This is a genomic window from Marinovum sp. 2_MG-2023 (assembly GCF_030548265.1).
GTDB lineage: Bacteria > Pseudomonadota > Alphaproteobacteria > Rhodobacterales > Rhodobacteraceae > Marinovum.
Map to the genome: position 1 here is coordinate 77,774 of NZ_JAUOSD010000012.1, position 20,622 is coordinate 98,395.

The 20,622-nt window shown below is 59.6% G+C and carries 18 protein-coding genes; 10 read left to right on the forward strand and 8 right to left on the reverse strand.

Annotated elements, in window-relative coordinates:
- Window positions 1-14: 14 nt before the first annotated feature.
- A complete protein-coding gene (gene uxaC / locus Q4577_RS14515) occupies window positions 15-1,421 on the reverse strand; it encodes a glucuronate isomerase (RefSeq protein ID WP_303470171.1) in 1,407 nt (468 codons plus the stop codon).
- 117 nt (window positions 1,422-1,538) lie between these two features.
- Here uxaC and Q4577_RS14520 point away from each other — a divergent pair, with 117 nt between their 5' ends.
- Window positions 1,539-2,237 carry a GntR family transcriptional regulator gene (locus Q4577_RS14520; RefSeq protein ID WP_303470169.1) on the forward strand — a complete coding sequence of 233 codons (699 nt, stop codon included), beginning with the start codon at window positions 1,539-1,541 and terminating at the stop codon, window positions 2,235-2,237.
- A gap of 52 nt (window positions 2,238-2,289) precedes the next feature.
- On the opposite strand, the gene Q4577_RS14525 is transcribed toward Q4577_RS14520, so the two are convergent.
- The 7 genes from Q4577_RS14525 to Q4577_RS14555 all read right to left on the reverse strand — a co-directional run bounded on the left by Q4577_RS14525 (window position 2,290) and on the right by Q4577_RS14555 (window position 9,479).
- On the reverse strand, window positions 2,290-3,699 hold the full coding sequence (locus Q4577_RS14525) for an FGGY-family carbohydrate kinase (protein WP_303470167.1): 1,410 nt from the start codon (window positions 3,697-3,699) through the stop codon (window positions 2,290-2,292).
- The gene (gene rhaM / locus Q4577_RS14530) at window positions 3,696-4,010 is read right to left on the reverse strand and encodes an L-rhamnose mutarotase (RefSeq protein WP_303470165.1); all 315 of its coding nucleotides are present in this window, start codon (window positions 4,008-4,010) and stop codon (window positions 3,696-3,698) included. Before rhaM ends, Q4577_RS14525 begins: the two co-directional genes overlap by 4 nt.
- Window positions 4,010-4,996 (reverse strand): ABC transporter permease, encoded by a 987-nt coding sequence (locus Q4577_RS14535; RefSeq protein WP_303470163.1) that lies wholly within the window; start codon window positions 4,994-4,996, stop codon window positions 4,010-4,012. The genes rhaM and Q4577_RS14535 overlap by 1 nt, the downstream gene beginning before the upstream one ends.
- The gene (locus Q4577_RS14540) at window positions 4,993-5,976 is read right to left on the reverse strand and encodes an ABC transporter permease (RefSeq protein WP_303470161.1); all 984 of its coding nucleotides are present in this window, start codon (window positions 5,974-5,976) and stop codon (window positions 4,993-4,995) included. Before Q4577_RS14540 ends, Q4577_RS14535 begins: the two co-directional genes overlap by 4 nt.
- Before the next feature lie 9 nt (window positions 5,977-5,985).
- Entirely contained in the window at window positions 5,986-7,518 is a 1,533-nt protein-coding gene (locus tag Q4577_RS14545) for a sugar ABC transporter ATP-binding protein (RefSeq protein ID WP_303470159.1), read from the reverse strand.
- Window positions 7,519-7,635: 117 nt separating this feature from the next.
- Complete coding sequence (gene rhaS, locus Q4577_RS14550; protein WP_303470157.1) at window positions 7,636-8,634, reverse strand: rhamnose ABC transporter substrate-binding protein; 999 nt, start codon at window positions 8,632-8,634, stop codon at window positions 7,636-7,638.
- 38 nt (window positions 8,635-8,672) lie between these two features.
- On the reverse strand, window positions 8,673-9,479 hold the full coding sequence (locus Q4577_RS14555; protein WP_303470156.1) for a DeoR/GlpR family DNA-binding transcription regulator: 807 nt from the start codon (window positions 9,477-9,479) through the stop codon (window positions 8,673-8,675).
- Between the two features lie 190 nt (window positions 9,480-9,669).
- On the opposite strand from Q4577_RS14555, the gene Q4577_RS14560 reads away from it, so the two are divergent.
- The 9 genes from Q4577_RS14560 to Q4577_RS14600 all read left to right on the forward strand — a co-directional run bounded on the left by Q4577_RS14560 (window position 9,670) and on the right by Q4577_RS14600 (window position 20,576).
- Window positions 9,670-11,772: a bifunctional rhamnulose-1-phosphate aldolase/short-chain dehydrogenase gene (locus Q4577_RS14560; RefSeq protein ID WP_303470154.1), complete on the forward strand. Its 2,103-nt coding sequence runs from the start codon at window positions 9,670-9,672 to the stop codon at window positions 11,770-11,772.
- Between the two features lie 65 nt (window positions 11,773-11,837).
- Complete coding sequence (locus tag Q4577_RS14565; RefSeq protein ID WP_303470151.1) at window positions 11,838-13,082, forward strand: L-rhamnose isomerase; 1,245 nt, start codon at window positions 11,838-11,840, stop codon at window positions 13,080-13,082.
- Window positions 13,083-13,316: 234 nt separating this feature from the next.
- Window positions 13,317-14,336, forward strand: a complete 1,020-nt coding sequence (locus tag Q4577_RS14570) for a tripartite tricarboxylate transporter substrate binding protein (RefSeq protein WP_303470148.1) — start codon at window positions 13,317-13,319, stop codon at window positions 14,334-14,336.
- 87 nt (window positions 14,337-14,423) lie between these two features.
- Window positions 14,424-14,891, forward strand: coding sequence for a tripartite tricarboxylate transporter TctB family protein (locus Q4577_RS14575; protein ID WP_303470147.1), 468 nt, complete (start codon window positions 14,424-14,426; stop codon window positions 14,889-14,891).
- Window positions 14,888-16,411, forward strand: coding sequence for a tripartite tricarboxylate transporter permease (locus tag Q4577_RS14580; RefSeq protein WP_303470145.1), 1,524 nt, complete (start codon window positions 14,888-14,890; stop codon window positions 16,409-16,411). The genes Q4577_RS14575 and Q4577_RS14580 overlap by 4 nt, the downstream gene beginning before the upstream one ends.
- 102 nt (window positions 16,412-16,513) lie before the next feature.
- Entirely contained in the window at window positions 16,514-17,167 is a 654-nt protein-coding gene (locus Q4577_RS14585; RefSeq protein ID WP_244691030.1) for a TetR family transcriptional regulator, read from the forward strand.
- A 267-nt stretch (window positions 17,168-17,434) separates the two neighbouring features.
- Window positions 17,435-18,586, forward strand: coding sequence for a Gfo/Idh/MocA family protein (locus Q4577_RS14590; protein ID WP_303470142.1), 1,152 nt, complete (start codon window positions 17,435-17,437; stop codon window positions 18,584-18,586).
- 14 nt (window positions 18,587-18,600) lie between these two features.
- Complete coding sequence (locus Q4577_RS14595; protein ID WP_303470139.1) at window positions 18,601-19,755, forward strand: dihydrodipicolinate synthase family protein; 1,155 nt, start codon at window positions 18,601-18,603, stop codon at window positions 19,753-19,755.
- On the forward strand, window positions 19,752-20,576 hold the full coding sequence (locus Q4577_RS14600; protein ID WP_303470136.1) for a sugar phosphate isomerase/epimerase: 825 nt from the start codon (window positions 19,752-19,754) through the stop codon (window positions 20,574-20,576). The genes Q4577_RS14595 and Q4577_RS14600 overlap by 4 nt, the downstream gene beginning before the upstream one ends.
- Window positions 20,577-20,622 lie beyond the last annotated feature (46 nt).

Here is a 20,622-nt window from a genome sequence, read left to right on the forward strand (position 1 = left end):
TTGGTCCTTTGGTATCAAAGCTTGTAGGCCGCTTTCGCGAGGCCATATGTCAGGTCATGTGCCACTTCATAGGCATCTGCTTCGCGCAGACGTCCGGTGGCGACAAGTTGGGCGAGATAGGCGCAATCCGACCGGCGGGCGACGTCGTGACGTGCCGGGATCGAACAGAATGCGCGGGTGTCGTCGTTGAAACCCGCAGTGTTATAGAACCCACAGGTTTCGGTGGTGGTTTCGCGGAAACGGCGAATGCCCTCGTAGCTGTCAAAGAACCACCATGGCGGCCCCAGACGCAGCGCCGGATAGACGCCCGCCAGCGGCGCAAGTTCGCGACCATAGGCGGTTTCATCCAGCGTAAACAGGATGATGGTCAGGTCCGGCTCCATCCCCACCGCATCCAGCAGCGGTTTCAACGCGGCAACGTAATCGGTGCGACCGGGAATATCGAAGCCCTTGTCGCGGCCAAAAGTGGCAAAGACATTGGCCGAATGATTGCGCCGCGATCCCGGGTGAATTTGCAGGGTCAGCCCGTCATCAAGGCTCATCCGTGCCATTTCGGTCAACATCTGCCCCCGGAACAGATCGGCCTCGTCAGCGGTGAAATCGCCGCTGCGCACCTTGTCATAAAGCGCCGCCGCCTGATCCTGCGGCAGATCGGCGGTGCGCGCCGTGGGGTGGCCGTGGTCCGATGCGGTTGCGCCGAAGCTTTTGAAAAACGCCCGCCGTGTGCGATGCGCGGCCAGATAACCGGCCCAGGTGGCCGTGTCCTCGCCGGTCAATGCGCCCAGTTGAACGAGGTTGTCGGCAAAGCCTTCGAATTCCGGGTCAACCACGGCGTCGGGCCGGTATGTCGTGACCACACGCCCCTGCCAGCCGCTGTCGCGGATTGCCGCGTGATGGCGCAGATCGTCAAGCGCGCCTTCGGTGGTGGCCAAAAGCTCCAGGTTGAAACTCTCAAACAGGGCGCGGGGGCGAAAGGCATCGGTCGCCAGTTTCGCCTCGATATGATCATAACAGGCATCGGCGGTGTCGGCAGACAGCACGGTGTTCAACCCGAAGACATGTTCAAACGAATGTTCCAGCCACATCGCCGACGGCGTGCCGCGAAACAGGTGATAGCGCTCTGCAAACCGACGCCAGATCGCGCGCGGGTCGCTTTCGACCGGGCCGCCATCGACGCGGGGAACACCCAGTTCGGCCAGCGTCACACCTTGGCTGACCAACATGCGAAATACATAATGATCCGGGATGACAAACAGTTCCGCCGGATTCGGAAACCGCGCGTTTTCGGCAAACCAGCTGGGGTCGCAATGTCCGTGCGGTGACAGGATCGGCAGATCGCAAACGCTCTGATACATGGCGCGGGCCATGTCGCGCAAACGCGGCTCAATCGGAAACAGACGATCGGGATCTGTAAGTGTCATTGGCCGTGGTTCCCCCCGTATTTGGCAAGCTGATCTTCTAATATGCTAGTTTGCCAGTTGTGTCAAAATGTATCTTGGGGTAACAACACGTCACCTTATTTCAAGACCGGAGAGAGCATGTCAGACCTTGCCATTGCCCCGCTTGCCGATGCGCCGGTAAAATCGGCCACGGAACAGGTGTTTGACGCCCTCTATGAAGCGGTGATTTCATTGCAATTGACGCCGGGCACCAAAGTGTCCGAAATCGAGGTCGCCAAACAGCTGGGTGTGTCTCGTCAACCTGTGCGGGATGCGTTTTTCCGCCTGTCAAACCTTGGGTTTTTGGCGATCCGCCCCCAACGCGCCACGTTGATCACCCGGATTTCGGAAAAAGCGGTGTTGGATGCGATGTTTGTTCGGACGGCGCTGGAATTGGAATGTCTGCGCGCGGCGAGCGTGCGGCTGACACCAGAGTATTCTGCCCGGCTGCACGCCAATCTGGACCAGCAAACCGCGGAGCTGGACGGACCGGATCATGCGGAATTTCACGCTTTGGATGACGCATTCCATGCGCTTCTCTGCGAGATTGCCGGCCAGCCCCAGGTTTGGCGGCTGATCCAGGAACAAAAGGCCCATATGGACCGGGTCCGCTATTTGACGTTGTCACATATGCGCAAGGCCGAGGTGCTGGCGGATCACATCGCAATTGTCGACGCGCTAGAGGCCGGGGACAGCGCAATGGTTGACGCCCGGTTGCGGATGCATCTGGGCGATATTCGCACGGCCTTGGTCGGAATTCGCAAAGATAATCCGGATTATTTCGAAATCGACGGTTAGGTGGCTTCTGGGCGGGCGGGGCGAATGGCCACACCGGCGGGGGCGGACGGCCCTATGCCGTGCCGCTTTCCGCGCCTTCGTCTGCCATACGATACCAATCCGCCGCATATTGCGCCAGATCTTCGGCCAGCGTGCGGCCAAGCCGGGGTTCGAAATCCAGTGGGCCAGACACATCTGGCTTGGCGCTGATGGTGTCGGTCCGGGCCAAAAGTGCCGCGCCCTGGCTTGTGCCTGTCGCGCTTTGCATCGCGGCGACATCGCAGCCGGTAATCTCTGCCAAACTCTGGCAATATAATCTGTTGCGGGCAAACGGACCTTCTACAATCACCGGCCCGCTGTGCCCGATGTTAGACAGGCACCTGCCGGTGATCAGGGCCAGATAAAGCGCCACCGCCGCGCCGCGCCGCGCGCTGCCGATTGCCGGTTCCGGCCCGATCCAACGTGCGGTTTGGCCGCGAAATGGCCCCGTGTCCGGCACCACCGCCGGCAACAGATGGATGCCAAGCTGCACCACATCCGCTAGATCAGCCTCGGTTGGCGTGGCATAGGCCCCGCCGGTGGCCAGATCATGCTCGCGTCCGCCCATGAAGCGGGCCGACGGCACCGGCGCGCCCAGGGCGTTGACGTTGATCAACACATCCTGCGTCGGGTCAAGCGGCACGGGTTGCGCACCAATGGCCATGGCAATGGTCCAGGTGCCGCTGGAAATCACTGAAAACGGCGCGGTGTTGCCCAGAATATGCGGCAAGAGCGACGCGTTGCTGTCATGCACGCCGCAATAGACCGGGGTCATCGGCGACAATCCGGTGCGACGGGCCACATCGGGGCGCAGCGGCCCCAGAACATCGCCGGACTGGCGCGCCGGTGCGATCTTGTCCGCAATCCCCAACCGGTCAACCAACGACGAAAACTGCCCGGTATGCGGGTTCCACAGGTCTGTGTGACAGCCAAGGGATGTCACATCCGTTGCCACACATCCCGTCAGCCGATGGCCCCAGAATTGCGGATAGGTCACAATGTCCTGCGTGCGCGCCCGCAGATCCGGGTCTTTGGTAAATTGCCAAAACAGCTGCGCCCCGACATTCAGACCCGCCGCCAATCGCGGCGCGCCGGTTTCGGAAAACTCCGGGCGTATGGTATCATAGGCCGCCACCGTTTCGTCCGGGCCGTTGTGTTCATAGTCCAGGATCGGCGCCGCCAGATTGCCATCCGCATCCAGCAGCGCAACACAGGCACCATGCGTGGTGATGGAAATCGCATCCACACCATGATCGGCATGAAACGCCGTCAGCGCAGCAAGCAGAAACTCCGAATGCCCGTCGATGTCGAAATGTGGCCAGGGGGCGCCGGGCAAAACCTGATTTGGCCGTGTGACCACAGCGATTTCGGTCAGGCCCTCAAGCGCGACCAGCGCCAGTTTGGCATTGGTCTTGCCGATATCAATTACCGCAACATGGGTCATGGCATGTGAAACACTGGCACCAGATCGGCCACCAACGGCGCGTTGTCCGGGCCGGTTTCCATGATGTCGGCCATATGGGCCCACCATTTCTGCATGATGTCGGTCGTGGGCAATGCATCCATTCCGTGATCGTCCTTGCGCCACAACACACCAAAAAGAATATCGGTCTCTGGATCGAGATGGATTGAATAATCCGACACCCCCGCCGCGCGCAGCAAAGTCACCAGCTCTGGCCAGATCTCGTCATGACGTTTGCGGTATTCCGCTGCGCAACCCGGATTCAGCCGCATCTTGAAAGCATATTTTTCCATCAGCGCGCCCGCCACATCGCCCAGAGCCGGGGCAGGGCAATCACCCCGATCAACAGCGCACCAATCACGATCGACATCACAATGCCCGGCACGTTCAACAGACCCAGACCAAAGGTCACCAGCCCCATGACAAAGGCGGCGATCACCACACCGGGAATGGTGCCGGATCCGCCAAGAATATTGATCCCGCCCAGCACAACCATGGTCACGACCTCCAATTCCCAACCGAACCCGATAGAGGGCCGGGTGGAGCCAAGCCGCGATGTCAGGCAGATCGCTGCAATCCCGGCCATCAAGCCGGTCAGCATGAACAGAATGAACTTGATCCGTGCCACGCGGATCCCGGAAAACAACGCCCCGGTCGGGTTGTTGCCGATGGCATAGATGGCGCGGCCGAAATTGGTCTTGTGCAGGACAACCGCATAGATCACCGCCAACAGCGCAAACAGGACCAGCTCGAACGAAATGACCCAGAACACGTAACCCTGGCCAAAATAGGCGAAATCGGTCGGATAGTTGTTATAGACCTGATCACCCAGCACAATGTAGCTGATGCCGCGAAACAGGCTCATCGTGCCGATGGTGACAACGATGGATGGCAAGCCCAGGCGCGTCACCAGAACGCCGTTGAACGCCCCGCACAGCACACCGGTGGCAAGTCCGACAAGGATCAGACCCGGCGTTCCGGCACCTGCTTCGGCGGCGGCGCCCATCGCGGTCGACGCCAGCGCAATGATCGACGCCACCGACAGATCAATTTCACCCGAAATGATCAACAGCGCCATGGCAAAGGCGATCATCGCCTTTTCGGTGAAGTTGAACGTCGCGTCCGAGAGGTTCCAGGCGTTGAGGAAATACGGCGAGGCAAAGCTGTTGGCGATGAATATCGCCACGGCCACCGCCAGCAACAGGGTTTCCCAGCTTTTCAATCGCCGCTCCAGCGGTGATTTCAGCCGGTCGGGAATATGGCGTTCCATCGTGCTCATGTCGCATGCTCCGCTGATTTCAGGATGATCCGGCCCTTTTCGCGATTGGCGCGTGCGTTCAGGGCGACCGCAATGATGATGGCGCTGCCGGAAATTGCCAGCTGCCAGAAGGGCGAGATATTGACCACCGGCAGCGCGTTCTTGATCACGCCAAGGAACAAGGCCCCCAGCACCGCACCGCCCACCGATCCAATGCCGCCGGCAATCGAAATGCCGCCGATCACACAGGCCGCAACCACATCCAATTCAAACCCGCCGGCAATATCGACATAGGCCACCGCATAGCGCGACACCCAAAGATATCCGGTCAATCCCGCCAGCGCCCCCGACAGGGTAAAGGCCCAGAATTGCGTGCGCCCGACATTGATCCCGGTATAGGTCGCAGCATGGGGATTGCCGCCCACCGCATAGGCCGCCCGGCCCAGCGTTGTGCGTGACATCACCACGGTGAACACAATCACCGCAAGGATCGCACACCAGCTCAGCATCGGCAGGCCAAGGATTTCGGCGCGCGGAAATGCCTTGAACGCGGCGCTCATCTCGTGGCTGTTGACCCATTTGCCGTCGGAAATCAAAAAGATGATCCCGCGAAAGATGGTCATCGTGCCCAATGTCACCACAATCGGCGGGATATCCAGTTTCCACACCAAAACCCCGTTCACCATACCCAGGGCGGTTCCCAGTGCGATGGCAATCACCACGATCAACACAACCGGCAGCCCCGGCGCGGCGACATTGATCATCGCCACCACCATGCCGGTCAGTGCCAGATTGGCCGCAACCGACAGGTCGATGCATTTGGTCAGGATCACGATCATCTGGCCAATCGCCAAAAGGATCAGTGGCGATGTATCGTTGAACACCGAGGCCAGATTGGCAGGGGCGACAAAGCCGGGAAACCGCAGTGCGATCAATCCCAGAAGTACCGCAATCGCCCCCAGCAACAGCGCTTCGCGCGAGGTCAGTAATCGTTGCAACATGGCTCTACCTCATATTCCCGCCGCATGGCGGACAAGCGTTTCCGGGCTCAGGTCTTCGCGGTTCAGTTCCGCCGCCATGCGGCCTTCGCGCATGACGATCACCCGGTCCGACATCCCCAGGATCTCTGGAATTTCCGAGCTAACCATAATGACGGCCAGCCCCTCGGCCGCCAATTCCGCCATGAATTCATGCACAGCGGCCTTCGATCCGATATCAATGCCCTTGGTGGGTTCATCCAGAATGATCACCTTGGGCTTGGTGGCCAACCACTTGGCAATCACCACCTTTTGCTGATTGCCCCCCGACAGGTTGCCAACATTGGTGTCCAGTGACGCCGCCCGCAGATCCAGCCGCCGGGTATATTCCCGCGCTAGGGCAAATTCTTCTGCCAATTGCAGGAACCCGTTCCGCGACGTGCGCCCCAGCGAGGGCAATGTGACATTCTGAAAGATCGGCAGGGCGGTAATCGCCCCCTGTTTGCCGCGATCTTCCGGCACATAGACAATGCCATTGGCAACCGCATCCGCAGGCGAGCGGATCTCAACCGCGGTGCCGTCAATCTTGACCTGTCCGGCAGACGGTTTGGTGATGCCAAACAACGCCTGCATGAACTCTGATCGACCCGCGCCGACCAACCCGTAAAACCCAAGGATTTCCCCCTGCTTCAGGGTAAAGCCAATATCGGCAAATTCGGTTGGGTGGCTCATGCCCGCGACATCCAGCACCTCGCGGCCCATCGCATTGTCCCGCGTCGGGAAAATCTGTGCCACATCACGCCCGACCATCATCTTGACCAGATCGGCTTCGCTGACATCGGCAATCTTGCCATCGCTGATGAACTGGCCATCGCGAAACACCGTGTAGCGGTCGGCAATCCGAAAGATTTCGTCAAACTTGTGGCTGATGAACAGGATCGCCTTGCCCTGCGCCTTCAGCTTGTCGACCAGCTCATACAGCTCCTGGATCTCTTTGTGCGACAGGGCGGCGGTGGGTTCATCCATGATGACCACACGCGCATCAATCGACAGCGCACGGGCAATGGCCACCAGATGTTTGTTGGCAATGCCCAGATCGCGCAGCTTGTGACGGGGGTCAATTTCGGCGCCAATCCCGCTCAGGATCTCCGCTGCGCGCCCTTCGATCGTCTGCCAGTCAATCAATCCGAACGCGCCACGCGGCGCATGCCCAAGAAAGATGTTCTCGGCAACCGACAATTCATCAAACAGCACGGTTTCCTGATGGATGGCGGTGATCCCGGCCCGTGCCGCATCTTGTGGCGTGGCAAAGCGGGTCGCCACACCATCGACCAGGATGTCGCCGCCGTCGGGCTGATAGATCCCGGTCAGGGTCTTGACCACGGTGGATTTGCCCGCGCCATTTTCCCCGATAAGGGCGGTGACCTCACCGGGATAAAGCGCCAGTGACACACCATCCAGGGCCTTGACCCCGGGAAAGGTCTTTGTGATCCGATCAAGTGCAAGAACGGGATTATCTGTGCCACCTGCCAGGGCAGGTGACCGCGCCACTGCGTTGCTGGACATACCTGTCTCTTCTTCTGTTTGGAAATATCCTGGGGTGTCTGAGGGGCTAGCCCCTCAGCTCTTTCTGCGCCGGGGGCATCGCCCCCGGCCTGTCGACGCGCGCAAGCGCGGCGAAACTCAGAAGATCGACTTGAAGTCGTCGATGTTCGAGCTGTCGTAGACAAAGGGGTCGGCCATCGCGGCGGAATTTGTCTCGTCCAAGGTGATGGTGCCCATGCGGCCAATCTCGATTTCCGCACCCGGTTCCGCCGTGGCGCCAGACGCCAGGGCATGTGCGATCATTGCCGCCGAATAACCCAGATCAATCGGGTTCCAGATGGCAAAGCTCTTGGATGCGCCGCTCTCGATGGCGCCCGCCATTTCCGACGGCAGGCCCAGACCGGTCACATTGACCTGACCGATTTTGCCCGCGTCTTCAACCGCTTGTGCTGCGGCCACAATCCCGACCGACGTGGGCGCAATGATTGCATCCAGATCGGGATAGGATTGCATAAGGCCCTGAGCCTCGCGATAGGATTTGTCCGCAAGATCATCGCCATAGACCGTGGCAACAACCTCGATACCGGGGTAGTCGCCCATCACCTTGTTCATTTCTTCGATCCAGATGTTCTGGTTCGTCGATGTGGTGGTCGCCGACAGCAGCGCAACTTCACCACCCTCGGGCAGGTGATCCGCCGCCAGTTTGATGATCATATTGCCGATCAGCGGGTTGGACGAGGGGTTCAGGTGAACCTGGCGGCCTGCTTCGGCGACGCCGGAATCCCAAGAGATCACTGTGATGCCGCGCTGCATCGCCTTCTTCAGCGTTGGCACCAGCGCGTCGGTGTCATTGGCCGAAACGGCAATTGCATCAACGCCTTGCGCGATCAACGAATTGATGACCTCGATCTGGCCTTCGGCGGTGGTGTCTGTCGGGCCGGTATAGATGATTTCGACATTGCCCAGCTCGCCTGCGGCCTCTTCTGCACCTTTTGCTGCGGCTTCAAAGAAGCCGATGCCAAGTGCCTTGACCACCAGCGCGATGCGCATGTTGTCCTGCGCCATGGCCGATGTGCCCATAAGCGATGCACCAAGGCTGAGGCCGACGGCCAGTTTGGTAAAGTTACGACGTTTCATGATGGTTTCCTCCCAAAGAACATGAAGTATGAGGCGGTTTACGAGGCCGCTTCGTCCTCTTCCTGCGCCGCGCCCGATTGCGCGACGATCAGTTTGATGTCGGCGGCCTCCAGCATGGCGGCGGCCTTGTCGGTGATGCCTTCATCGGTGATCACCGTGTCGATCCGGGCCAGTGGGCAAAGCACCAGGCTGGAACGGTTCGCGAATTTAGTGCTGTCGACCAAAACCACCAGCTCATCCGCCTGACCGATCAGCTTTTGCTCGGCTTGAATAAGCAGCGGGTCGGCCTCCATCAGCCCGATGGGCCCAAGGCCCTGCGCGCCCATGAACATCCGCTTGGCATAGAAATTGCGGGTCACGTCATTGTCGAAGGGCGACAGAATGATGTTCTGTTCGCGGTAAATCGCACCGCCCGACAGCATGATGGTGTTTTTGGAATGCTTGAGCAGATGCTCGGCAATCGGAAAGCTGTTGGTGAAGATCTGGCAGCGTCGCGAGGCCAGCGGATGCACCATCTGGAACGTCGTGGTGCCACCGTTGATGATGATCGACTCGCCGTCCTGGCACAGGTCTACCGCCGCACGGGCAATCGCCTGTTTCTGCTTGCTTTGCATCGTCTGATTGACGGAAAACGGCCGCCCGGCGAGGCCGACGAATTGTGGCGGGCTGATCGCCTCGGCGCCACCGCGCACACGGCGCAGTTTCTTCTGCATATGCAGGGCGGCGATGTCGCGGCGGATCGTGGCCTCGGAGGCCTCGGTCAGGTTGCACAGGTCCACCACCGTCACCATCGGCCGGTCTTGTACTGCGGATAGAATGATCCTGTGGCGTTCCGTTTCGTGCATGTCGTCCTCCCTTGGTTTCACAACATTGTTCAGAATCGCCAGCTGTGTCAATCATAAATCGTCAAAAACAATCATGCTGCACTGCAATATGATTGAATATGATCGTTTATGATTGACAATTGCGCGCACCAAGGGCAGTGTCCAGCGCAAGTCAACATGCAGGACGCACCGCGTCATATGGGAGGACACCATGCTGAAAACCGTTGAAACTCAGTTGCTTGAAAACCGCTGGAGCGAGGCCGAAGCCGCAGGCATGAGCGAGTCGGAGCTGCTGCTCTATCGTTCGAACATTCTGGGCGCTGACAAGCGCGTGACCAATTATGGCGGCGGCAATACCTCGGCCAAGGTGATGGAGGTTGATCCGCTCACCGGTAAAGAGGTCGAGGTGCTATGGGTCAAGGGTTCGGGCGGTGATATCGGCTCGATCAAGATGGATGGTTTCGCCACGCTGTATATGGAGAAGCTCGAAGCGCTGAAGGGGCTGTACCGTGGTGTAGACTTTGAGGATGAAATGGTCGGTTATCTGCCGCATTGCACCTACAAGCTGAACCCGCGCGCGGCCTCGATCGACACGCCTTTGCACGCCTATGTGCCGCGCAAACATGTTGACCACGTGCATGCCGACGCGATCATCGCCATTGCGGCGTCGAAAAATTCCAAGGAACTGACGCAAGAGATCTTCGGCGACAGCATCGGTTGGTTGCCGTGGAAAAAGCCGGGCTATGAATTGGGTTTGTGGCTGGGCAAATTCTGTGAGGACAACCCCGAGGCCGATGGCGTCGTGCTGGAAAGCCACGGGTTGTTCACCTGGGGCGACACCGCGAAATCCTGCTATGACAAGACAATCGAGGTGATCAATACCGCCACCAAATGGCTGGGCGAAAAGACCGACGGTGTCGCGGCCTTTGGCGGTGCGCAACATCAGAGCCTGTCCGAGGGTGAGCGCCGTGCCGTGGCCGCCCGGTTGATGCCCGCCATTCGCGGATTTGTTTCCGGCAACCAACATATGGTCGGCCATTTCAACGACAGCGACGCGGTGCTGGAATTCGTCAACGCCAAAGGGATGGCACCGCTGGCCGCACTTGGCACATCCTGCCCCGATCACTTCCTGCGCACCAAGATTCGCCCGCTGGTGGTGAATTTCGACCCGGCAAAAGGCAATATTGATGAGGTGATGGCCGGTCTGCCCGACCAGATCGCCGCCTATCGCGACGATTACAAAGCCTATTATGATCGCTGCAAAAAAGACGACAGCCCCGCCCTGCGTGACCCCAATGCGGTGGTCTATCTGGTGCCTGGCGTCGGCATGATCACCTTCGCCAAGGACAAGGCGACGGCGCGGATCTCGGGCGAGTTTTATGTCAACGCGATCAACGTGATGCGCGGCGCGTCTTCGGTCAGCGAATATGTCGGCTTGCCGGAACAAGAGGCGTTTGACATCGAATACTGGCTTCTGGAAGAGGCCAAGCTGCAACGGATGCCGAAACCGAAATCTCTGGCCGGACGGGTGGCGCTTGTCACCGGCGGCGCAGGCGGGATTGGCGCGGCCACGGCGGAACGGTACTTGCGCGAAGGCGCCTGTGTCATGCTGGCCGACATCAATGACGACGCGCTGGCCGCCACCGAAAAGAACCTGACCGGGCGCTTTGGGGCGGATGTCGTGCGCACCGTCAATATGAATGTGACCGACGAAACCGCAGTGGCACAGGCCTATGCCGAGGTGTCGGTGGAATTCGGCGGCGTTGATATCCTTGTGTCCAATGCCGGCATCGCTTCTTCCGCGCCGGTGGAAGACACCACATTGGCGCTGTGGAACAAGAACATGGAAATCCTGTCCACCGGTTATTTCCTGGTCTCGCGCGAGGCGTTCAAGCTGATGCGGGTGCAGGACATGGGGGGCGCGATTGTGTTCGTCGCGTCGAAAAACGGTCTGGCGGCATCGCCCAACGCCAGCGCCTATTGCACGGCCAAGGCATCGGAAATCCATCTGGCGCGTTGTTTGGCGCTGGAAGGGGCCGAGGCCGGTATCCGGGTCAATGTGGTCAATCCTGATGCGGTGTTGCGCGGATCGAAGATCTGGGAAGGTGAATGGCTGGAACAACGGGCCGGCACCTATGGCACCGACAAGGAAGGGCTGGAGGAAATGTATCGCAATCGGTCGATGCTGAAACGCTCTGTCTTGCCGGAAGATATTGCCGAGGCGGCCTATTTCCTGGCGTCGGATCTGTCGGCGAAATCGACCGGCAATATCCTGAACGTCGATGCCGGCAATGTGCAGGCCTTCACGCGTTAAGACGACACTTTCGAAAAGTTATGGCCCGGTCACAGATACCGGGCCACACGCCAAGGGAGGACACCATGGCAGATACCTATACCCCCGCAAAACAAGCCTTTGCCGATTGGGGCGTTGATACGGAAGCCGCGCTTGACCGTCTGAAAACCATCCCGATTTCAATGCATTGCTGGCAGGGTGATGATGTGGTCGGATTTGAACAGCAAACCGGATCTTCTGGCGGTGGCATTCAGGCGACGGGCAACCACCCCGGTCGGGCCCGCACGCCGGACGAGCTGCGCGCAGATCTGGATTTTGCCTATTCGATGATCCCCGGATCGCATCGGCTTAACCTGCATGCCATGTATCTGGATACCGACGAGACCCCGGATCGGGACGAAATCGAATACAAACATTTCGCATCCTGGGTCGATTGGGCCAAAAGCGGCGGCATCGGGCTGGATTTCAATCCAACCTTCTTTGCCCATGAAAAAGCCGACGACAATCTGACATTGGCCCATCCCGATGCCGGTATTCGCGCGTTTTGGATCGAACATGGCAAACGGTCGCGTGATATTGCGGCGCGCTTTGGTCAGGAGCTGGGGACCGCGTCGGTCAACAATATCTGGGTGCCTGATGGCTATAAGGATACGCCAATTGACCGGATGGCGGCGCGGGCGCGGCTTGAATCCTCGCTTGATACCATGTTCGCCCCGGCACAGGACCGCGCCCAGATGCTGGACGCCGTTGAAAGCAAGCTGTTCGGTATCGGGGTCGAAGCCTGTACCGTGGGCAGCCATGAATTCTACATGGGTTATGCGATCCGTAAGGGCACGTTGCTTTGTCTGGATATGGGGCATTTCCATCCGACCGAAAACATCGCGGACAAGCTTTCGTCGGTCGCTTTGTCGCTGGATGAGATCCTGTTGCATGTGTCGCGCCCGATGCGGTGGGACAGCGATCATGTGATTTTGCTGAATGACGACATTCAGGCGATGGCCAACGAATTGGTCAGTGCCGATCTGTTGGCGCGCACCCATATCGGGCTGGATTTCTTTGACGCCACCATCAGCCGCACGGCGGCCTGGGTGATTGGCACGCGCAATATGCAGCGGGCTTTGCTGCGGGCGTTGTTGATGCCGATGGATCGGCTGAAGACCGCAGAAGCGGCGATGGACAATACCGCGCGTTTCACCCTGACAGAAGAGTTCAAAGACCTGCCGTTTGGCGCGGTCTGGGCGGAATTCTGTGCCCGTGCCGACATGCCGGTTGGTCTGGATCTGATCCGGGAGCTGGACAGCTATCAGGCAGGGGTTGCCGGTCGCGGATAAGCGCGCCGCGCTGTTGTAAACCGGCGGCCCACGTCGGTTGAGAAAAGGAATCTTGGCCCGTTTGCAAAGCGCAATTGGGCCAGATTCACGCATGGTATCAGGTGCTTGGCTTTGGATGTTGCCGGTCCTGCCAGTGCCGCAGGTCAAAATGCCCAGACCCTAGCCGTCAAAATGTTTGACAGCTGTGGATCGCCCCCATAACCTACTAATTGGTAGCTAATGGAGGAGGAGACCATGACAGCACTGACCAAATTCGCGTGTCTTGCGGCGATTGCCGCACTTGCCACGCCGGCCATTGCAGAAGATTACAGCTGGAAACCGGATCGCCCGATCAACATCATCGTTCCATGGTCGGCGGGGGGGTCGACCGATCAGGTGACCCGCGTTGTTGCACCCATTCTGGAAGAGGCGCTTGGGACCGAAGTTGTGGTCGTGAACCAGCCGGGCGCATCCGGCTCAACCGGCACCAAGGCCGCGCTGGATGCGCCGCGTGACGGGTATACCTGGACCGCGAACGCCATTGCCAATAATGCCACCTATGCCGTGACTGGTCTGGTGGAAAACACATCAATCGACGATTACGCCATCTATCTGCACGTGGCCAATGTGCCGCTTGTCAGCGTGAACGCCGATGCGCCCTATCAAAGCTTTCCCGAACTGCTGGAGGCCATGGAAAGTGGCTCTGTGACGGTGGGCACCGCTGGCATCAACTCTTCCGGTGGGATGGCGCTTGCCGCGATCAAGGAAAGCGCCGAAGGCGAATTGTCGGGCGCACGGATGATCACCTATGACGGTGGCAACCCCGCCGTGATCGCCGCCGCCAGCGGCGAGGTGCAGGTGACCACGCAATTGGCTGTGGAACAGACCGAAATGATCCGCGCAGGTCGTCTGCGGGCGCTGACCGTCTTGTCCGATACCGCCCTTGTGGTCGAAGGCATCGACCCGGTGCCGCCAATCACCGAATTCCTGCCGGATTTCAAAGTTGCGGCAGATTATTTTGGTGTGTTCATCCCCACCGGCGCCCCGCAAGAGGTCTATGACACCGTCGATCAGGTTTGGCAGGATCATGTCATGTCGTCCGACGCGTTGCAGACCTATGCAAATGACCGTGGTGCGGTCTTTGCCCCCAGCTATGGCAAGGCCGCCTATGACAAGGCGATGCCGGTTGTCATCGCCGAGGCCTGTGCACGGGTCACCCGTGGCGAGGCCGTGATGGATCCGTCCGAAATCGGCATCGACTGCCCGGCGGAATAAACGCATTCTTCGGGCGGGGCGGCATGTCCCGCCCGAAGCGCGTAACCAGAGGTAAATAACATGCAAATGGCTTTGGCGGATCGTCTTATGGCGATCGTATTCCTGGCGCTTGGGCTGGCCTTGTTGGTTGGCGGTTACACGATGGAGCGGTTGGAAATCCGCCAGATCCATCCGGCGTCGATCCCCGGATTGGTGCCAATGATCCTTGGGGTGCTGCTCAGCATCTGTGCGGCGCTGTTGTTGATGACATCCTTTCGAAGCGCGGATGCAGACGGGGTCGACACCGACCTCGTGCTTTCCGGCGGCTCCTGGACCCGGCTTGGCCTGACGGTCGTGGTCTGTACGGTCTATGCGCTGGGGCTTGTTGGGTGGCTGCCGTATTTCTGGGCGACGTTTCTGTTTACATTGACGTTTTCGCTGATCTTTTCCTTTCCGGTCACCGGTGACATCCGGGCGCAGGTGATCTCTGCCGCTGGCAGTCTGGCGCTTGCGGTCGCGGTGGCCCTGGGCACCATGTTGCTGTTCCGGGATCTCTTCTTGGTGAGGTTGCCATGAGCGGGCTTTTCGATCTTTTCAACGGCTTCGCGACGCTGCTGACGCCAACGATGTTGTTTCATGCCGCCTGGGCGACCTTGCTGGGCATTGTTGTGGGCTCCTTGCCGGGGTTGACCGCGACGATGGGCGTGGCGTTGATGACGACGTTGACCTATTCGCTCGACTCGACCACCGCGATCCTTGTGTTGATTTGCATGTATGTCGGGGCGATTTATGGCGGGTCGCGCAGCGCAATCCTGTTGAATATTCCCGGCACCCCCGCCAGCGCGGCCACCGCTTTGGACGGCTATCCCTTGGCCAAGGCCGGACGCGCCGGATATGCCATGGGCCTGGCCACCGCCGGGTCGGCGCTGGGAACGCTTGCCGGTGTGGTGATGCTGGTGCTGATCGCGCCGCCACTGGCCGAAGCGGCGTTGAACTTTGGCAGTTTTGAATTCTTTTGGCTGGCGGTGTTCGGCATTCTGATTTCCGGCCAGCTGACGGCAGATACCACACCGCTCAAAGGTTACATTGCCGGGATTCTGGGTCTGGCGGTCGCCATGATCGGGTCCGAAGGCATCCACGCCCATGTGCGGTTCAACATGGGCATTTCCGATCTGAATGCCGGTATCGCGCTGATCCCCGCCATGGTCGGGGCCTTTGGGTTTGCCGAGGTGCTGACCGCGATGTGGAACAAGGCCGGCGAACTGGCCACCAAGAAGGACAAAAGCGACCGCACCATTCCGCATATGGTGGATCTGTGGCGGTATAAATTTACCATCGCCAAATCCGGGTTGATCGGCACCATGGTCGGCATCATTCCCGGCGTGGGCGAGGATATTGGCGCCTGGGCCAGCTATGCGACCGCGCGCAAATCCTCGAAAGAAAAGGAAAAGTTCGGCCATGGCAGTTACGAAGGTCTGATTGCTGCGGAAACCGGCAATTCGGCTGTGGTGCCCGGATCTCTGATCCCGGCGATTACGCTGGCGGTGCCGGGTTCGGCCAGTTCTGCGGTGCTGATCGCCGCGCTCTTTATCCATGGTATCCGGCCCGGTCCGCTGATCATGATTGAACAGCCGCATTTTGTCGGGTTGATCAGCGCCATGGTGGTGATTGCCACCGTGTTCATGGCGATTTACGGCCTGACCCTGACCAAGGCCTTTGTCCAGGTGTTGCGCGTGCCCTATTCCTATCTGATGCCGGTGGTCTTTGTGCTTTGTGTGATTGGCACCTATGCCCTCAGCCAGCGGATTTTTGACATCTGGATCATGGTGGCCTTTGGCGTGATCGGCTTTGTCCTGCGGCAGATGAAATACCCGATGGCGCCGCTGGTGCTGGGCATTATTCTGGGGGATCTTCTGGACAAAAGCCTGCGGCGCGGATTGACGCTGAGCGATGGCGAGCTGGCACCGTTTTTCGCCCGGCCTGTGTCCGCCGGATTTGTGGCGCTGATTGTGTTGTCGATTGCGATGAATATCCCGGTTGTGCGGCGCGGCGTTCTGGCGCCATTCCGATGGATCGGGTCGCGGTTCAATGCCTGATATGGTGTGCGGTATCATGGTCGCCACCACCACTCTGGCAGCACGCGACAGGGGCTGATAGGATTGCCGGATCTCAGCACGCCGGATGCGCAAAGAGGATAGATGGCCAAAAACGTTTCCCCGATCCGCAAGAACAAGAAGCGTAACCCGCAAGTGACCCGCGCCGCGATTCTTCAGGCCGCTCTGGAAGAATTCAGCACCGTCGGCCATTCCGGCGCGCGGGTTGATCGCATCGCCGAGCGGGCGGGTGTCAGCAAGCCGATGATCTATGATTACTTTGGCGACAAGAACGCGGTCTACGCCGCCGCCCTGCGCGAGGCCTATGTCCAGATTCGCCACGGTGAAACCGCCCTCGACCTCGACAGGCTTGCGCCCGACGAAGCAATTGGCGCTCTGGTGCATTTCACCATGAACCATTTCTGGAACAACCCCTGGTTCCTGCGGATGTTGAACACCGAAAACATGATGGGCGGCGAAACGATCCGTCAGGTCGATGACCTGGCAGAGATTCAATCGGTGCTGTTGCGCCGGGTCGAGGAAATCCTGCGCCGTGGCCATGCGGCGGGCCTGTTCCAAAAGCAGATTACACCGGTCGAACTCTATATATTCATCGCCTCGGTGTGCTGGTTTCCGATCTCCAACATGCACACTTTGCGCGTGGTGTTTCGCGCGCCAATTGCCGAAGATTGGCTGGAAACCCATGCTAACAAAGCCGCAGACATGATCGTTAGCTATCTGAAAACCAACGATATTTAATCTATTCGGCATGCCCCCGCAGTAGGGCAGTTGCCCCCGCGCCGGGGGCGGAAAATCCTCTGTCTTCATCAGACCCACCCGTCAAAATCACTGATCTTTGGCTTGCGTCGCTTGACAGAAAAATCATAACCTACTAATTAGTAGTTTATGGATCGTCGGGAGGAGGACCACCATGTCGCACGCATTTGCCGACGCCCCACCACGGGGGACATCCCCCGAGGGCAATCACCACTTCAGCCAGACCGCAGGAATAAGGAACCACAGACAATGACCACACAGCGTATTGGCATCATCATGCACGGCGTCACCGGACGGATGGGCATGAATCAGCATTTGATCCGTTCGGTTCTGGCGATCCGGGATCAGGGTGGCATGCTGTTGAAAAACGGCGACCGGTTGGTGCCGGATGTGATCATCGTTGGCCGCAACGAAAAGAAGATCGCCGAACTGGCCGCCAAACATGGCGTTGATCGCTACACCACCGATCTGGATGCGGCGTTGGCCAATCCCGACGACACGATTTTTTTCGATGCCGCCAGCACCCAGATGCGCCCCGGCCTTCTGCGCAAGGCGATTGATGCCGGTAAACATGTCTATTCGGAAAAACCCGTTTCCGAAGGTCTGGAAGAGGCGATTGCCATCGCCAAACACGCCAAGGCCGCAGGTGTGAAAAACGGCATCGTGCATGACAAGCTTGACCTGCCCGGATTGTTGAAGCTGAAGCGCCTGCGCGACAGCGGCTTTTTCGGCAAGATCCTCTCTGTGCGCGGCGAATTCGGCTATTGGGTGTTCGAAGGCGATTGGATGCCGGCCCAGCGCCCATCGTGGAACTATCGCAAGCAGGACGGCGGCGGCATGGTGTCGGATATGCTCTGCCACTGGCGCTATGTGCTTGATAATGTTGTTGCTCCGGTCAAATCGGTGTCCTGCAACGCCGTTACCCATATCCCCGAACGCTGGGACGAAAACGGCGAACGGTATGACGCCACCGCCGATGATGCGGCTTATGCGACCTTTGAGCTGGAAGGCGACATCATTGCCCAGCTCAACAGCTCGTGGTGTACTCGCGTGCGTCGCGATGACCTTGTGACCTTCCACATCGACGGCACCCATGGCAGCGCCGTGGCCGGTCTGCACACCTGCTATTCCCAGGCGCGCGCAAACACGCCCAAGCCGGTCTGGAACCCCGATCAAAAGCAGACAATGAATTTCTTCGATGATTGGGTCGAAGTGCCGGACAACGCCGAATTCGACAATGGTTTCAAGGTGCAATGGGAACAATTCCTGCGCCACGTGGTCGAAGATGCGCCGTGGTCCTACACGCTGGAAGAAGGCGCCAAAGGCGTGCAGCTGGCAGAACTGGGCTATCAAAGCTCGCAAGAGCGTCGCTGGCTCGACGTTCCGGCGCTGGACATCTGAGGGGGGGGAGCGACATGGCACAATTGATCCTTCCCACCCCCGGCGGGGGCACCGCCCCGCTTGATCTGACCGCAGGCCCGGTTCCCGCACCGGGCGGCGGCTGGACCCGCACGGCCTATGCCGCGGCGCATGTGGTCGCCGATCCGCTGGCGGATCTGGACCCCGGCGATGGTGTGGCCGTCGATTGGGACCGCACGCTGGCCTTCCGGCAGCACCTCTGGTCGCTGGGTCTTGGCGTGGCCGAGGCGATGGACACCGCTCAGCGCGGCATGGGCCTTGACTGGGCCACGTCGCTGGAGCTGATCCAGCGCAGCATGGACGTCGCCCCCGACGGCGCGTTGATCGCCAGCGGCGCCGGGACCGACCATCTGGTCCCCGGCCCGGATGTCACCATCGACGACGTGATCGCCGCCTATGAAATGCAGTGCGAGGCGGTCGAAGCCACCGGCAGCCGCGTCATCCTGATGGCCAGCCGCGCGCTGGTGCAGGCTGCGAAATCGCCCGACGATTATGCCCGCGTCTATGGCCGCGTGCTGTCGGGCCTGAAGCAACCGGCGATCCTGCACTGGCTGGGCGAGATGTTCGACCCGGCGCTGGCGGGATATTGGGGCAATGCCGATCATATGACCGCGATGGAGACCTGTCTTTCGGTCATTGCTGATAATGCCGACAAGGTCGACGGCATCAAGATTTCACTGCTTTCAGCGGAAAAGGAAATCGCCATGCGCCGCGGCCTTCCGGCGGGTGTGGTGATGTATACCGGCGACGATTTCAACTATCCTGAGCTGATCAAAGGCGACGAACAAGGGTTTTCCCATGCGCTGCTGGGGATTTTTGATCCCATCGCCGGGGCGGCCTGTCGCGCGTTGAACGCCCTCGCCGAAGGCGACAATACGGCCTATCACGCCGCCTTTGACACCACGGTGCCGCTCAGCCGCCATATCTTCAAGGCGCCAACGCGGTTCTATAAGACCGGGGTGGTGTTCATGGCCTATCTGATGGGGCATCAGGACCATTTCACCATGGTCGGCGGTCAGGAAAGTGCCCGCTCGACCCTGCATCTGGCCGAGGCGATCCGCCTTGCCAATGCTGCGCAATTGTTCACCGACCCGGACGAAGTGGTCCGCCGCGCAACGCCGGTCTTTCAGGCACGCGGGGTATCGGTATGAGAACGCTTTCCGCCGCAGATCTGTCGCTGAACACCGCAACGGTGTCAAAGCAATGGACCCTCGAAGAATGTATCGAGGGCTGTGTCCGCCATGGCATCGGCGGCATTTCCCCCTGGCGGGACAAGCTACAGGAATGTGGCGTTGACCGTGCCGCCAAGCTGATCCGCGACGCGGGGCTGGGGGTTTCCGGCCTGTGTCGTGGCGGGTGGTACACGGCTGAGGGCGCTTTGACGCAAAAGGTCATCGACGACAACAAACGCGCTGTGGATGAGGCCGCCGCAATTGGCGCCGAATGCCTCGTCATGGTGGTGGGTGGTCTGCCCGAAGGGTCCAAGGATATCGTCGCCGCGCGCGATATTGTCACCGAAGGGCTGGGCAAAACGTTGGATTATGCCCGCACCGTTGGGGTGAAGATCGGCATCGAGCCGCTGCACCCGATGTATGCCGCTGACCGTGCCTGCGTGAACACCACTGGGCAGGCGCTGGATATCTGCGACCAATTGGGCGACGGTATCGGCGTGGCGTTGGACGTCTATCACATCTGGTGGGATCCGGCGATTGCGGCCCAGATAAAACGCGCGGGCAAGGACCGGTTGTTGGCCTTTCACGTCTGCGACTGGATGAACCCGACCCAGGACATGCTGACCGATCGCGGCATGATGGGGGACGGCGTGATCGACATCCCCGCCTTTCGCCAAATGGTCGAAGCCGAAGGTTTCGACGGCTTGGTCGAGGTCGAGATCTTTTCAGCGGAAAACTGGTGGACCAAACCCGCCGATGATGTGCTGAGCGCGATGAAATCCGCTCTTCCGGTGATCTAGGGGCTGATTTGCGAATATTGGCGGCACTGGACCATGTTGTTGGGTC